Origin of the sequence: Nonomuraea sp. NPDC050536, from assembly GCF_044457685.1 — a bacterium.
GTDB lineage: Bacteria > Actinomycetota > Actinomycetes > Streptosporangiales > Streptosporangiaceae > Nonomuraea.
Genome location: NZ_JBITHD010000054.1, coordinates 1 through 1789, shown reverse-complemented (window position 1 = coordinate 1789; position 1789 = coordinate 1). Strand labels below are relative to the sequence as shown.

The window sequence follows — 1789 nt, the reverse complement described above, 5'->3', positions numbered from 1 at the left end:
CCAAGGCCAGGTAGTTAAGGTTTCTGGGCTGCTGGCAAGAGCGATGCGGAGATTGACTCGGCGGTGTAGATGCCTGGCCCGATCTTGCGGATGAGTCGGCTTTTAGCCCAGCGCGACAGCTGCCGATACATGGTGTTCAGGGTGACATCGCCGAGGTGGCGGGCGATGTCGCGGGCCGACCAGGGCCGGGTGGGGTTTTGGTGGAGGAGGGCCAGGACCTGTTGTTGTCTGCGGCGGTCGGCTGGGGCGATGGGACGCTCGTCTCGAGATGCGGTAGGCGGTGCGGGTGGGGGTGGCAGGAGGGCGATGTCGAGGCCGGTGATGGTGCGGCTGTGGTCGGGCCGGCCGTCGTTGAGCCGTTCGTTGTAGCGGGAGATGGGCGATTTGACCTTGCGGGTGCTGACGCGTGGGCGTCGAGGTGGGAGCAGCGCGGCCAGGACACGGCGTCCGATGGCGCCCACCAGGCCAGTGGCGTGGCCAAGATGGTGGCCGGGCCGAATCACCAGGTCGCGCGCGGCGTGCAGAGCGATGGAGAAGCCGCAGCGGTCGGGGTCGGTGCCAGGGCGGGACTCGGCGGCGTCGACCATCACCGTCCGAAGGAGCTGATAGAGGGTGAGCACCGACCACATCTCCTGCTCCAGGCCGGCGGGGTCACCCGAACGCAGGATCCGCCCTTGCATGATCGTGTGGCGGAGCGCATAGTAGGCCGATTCGTGCTCCCATCGCTGATGGTAGAGCCTCACCAAGGCGGCGGCAGGATGGCGGCGGGCATCGGTCAGCGTGGTGGCCAGGCGGTAGGAGCCGGTGAAGGTGGTGCCATCGGTGCAGGTCACCGATACGCGGGCCTCGATGATGCGGATCTGCAGGGTGCCGATCATCGATAAGTAGGAGCCGTCGGCGAGCGTGGCCAGGACGGGGGTGCGCCGGTTGTTGCGCAGCCGGCCGAGGAACTGCGCGCCGGTGGCGTTGACCTGGGCGAGGAAGGCATTGCCGTCGAAGCCCTTGTCCCATAACACGAGCATGTCCGGCTTCAACAGGTGCAGCAGGCGCCGGGCATAGCCGCTCTCGCCTTCGCTAGTGGGGCCGAAGACGGCGCCGATCAGGGCCCGGGTCCCGGTCTCGACGAGCGTCATCAGCTCCAGCAGGGGGTAGCCGCCGTGGCCGGGGCTGCCGAGCCAGGCCCGGTTACGGGCGGTGTCGGGGGTCTTGAGCGAGCTGCAGCCGTCGAAGGAGACCGTGCGGTAGGCCCCGAACCGCGCTCCGGGAGTTCTTGGCTGGGCCAGCGGTCCGCTCAGCACCTCGAACAGGCGGCGCATCGGCGCGCTGCCCACCCTGCGGCGCAGGTCCCGCAGGGCTTTTGCGGTGGGCGCCACGACCAGCTCGGCGGTCAGCGAAGCCGTCAGCTTCTGCCAGACCAGCAGGTAGCCGACCTCGGGGAACAGACACATCGCCAGCAGGAAGTAAACCCCGACCCGCGAGGGCAGGCCACGCAGACGACGCTGCACGCTACGCGTCTCATCAAGGATCGCATCGACGAGCTCGAAGGGCACGAGCGCGGTCAGCTCACCCAAGTGCCCGGGAGCGAACAACCTCTTGACCGCCGGGCGGGGCAAGGACCCCGTCTCGACAGCGCGGGAAACAGCAGAGCTGGCATACTCGGCAATCAACGGAGATCCAGTTCTTCGACGGCTGGTTGTGGAAGATCACCGTTCTACTGGATCTCCGTCCTCATGTCCTGAGAACTCGCGTGCTTGACGGCACCACGAAAGCCTTAACTACCTGGCCTTGG

1 protein-coding gene is annotated in these 1789 nt (G+C 67.4%); it reads right to left on the bottom strand.

Going from position 1 to position 1789, the window contains the following annotated elements; translation table 11 throughout:
- Window positions 1-14: 14 nt before the first annotated feature.
- Window positions 15-1571: an IS4 family transposase gene (locus tag ACIBHX_RS52320; protein ID WP_397076530.1), complete on the bottom strand. Its 1557-nt coding sequence runs from the start codon at window positions 1569-1571 to the stop codon at window positions 15-17.
- Between the last annotated feature and the right edge of the window lie 218 nt (window positions 1572-1789).